This window comes from Kluyvera sp. EC_51, assembly GCF_019584505.1.
GTDB lineage: Bacteria > Pseudomonadota > Gammaproteobacteria > Enterobacterales > Enterobacteriaceae > Kluyvera > Kluyvera sichuanensis.
The window spans coordinates 1-401 of record NZ_VDAG01000118.1; the positions used below are offsets into that span (position 1 = coordinate 1).

General features: G+C 41.9%; 1 protein-coding gene. It reads left to right on the forward strand.

All coding sequences use genetic code 11. From position 1 onward, the window contains the following. On the forward strand, positions 1–401 hold a 401-nt coding region (locus FHC49_RS23110), incomplete at both ends, for a LysR substrate-binding domain-containing protein (protein WP_220440945.1).

The window sequence follows — 401 nt, forward strand, 5'->3', positions numbered from 1 at the left end:
GGTGATGTTTAATGACGAGCTTTTTGTTCGTTATGGCCGTGGTATTCAACCGACTGCTCGCGCATTTCAACTTTTTGGCTCAGTTCGTCAGGCATTGCAACTAGTACAAAATGTATTGCCTGGTTCAGGTTTTGAACCCGCGAGCAGTGAACGTGTATTTCATCTTTGTGTTTGCAGCCCGTTAGACAGCATTCTGACCTCGCAGATTTATAATCACATTGAGCAGATTGCGCCAAATATACATGTTATGTTCAAGTCTTCATTAAATCAGAACACTGAACATCAGCTGCGTTATCAGGAAACGGAGTTTGTGATTAGTTATGAAGACTTCCATCGTCCTGAATTTACCAGCGTGCCATTATTTAAAGATGAAATGGTGCTGGTAGCCAGCAAAAATCATC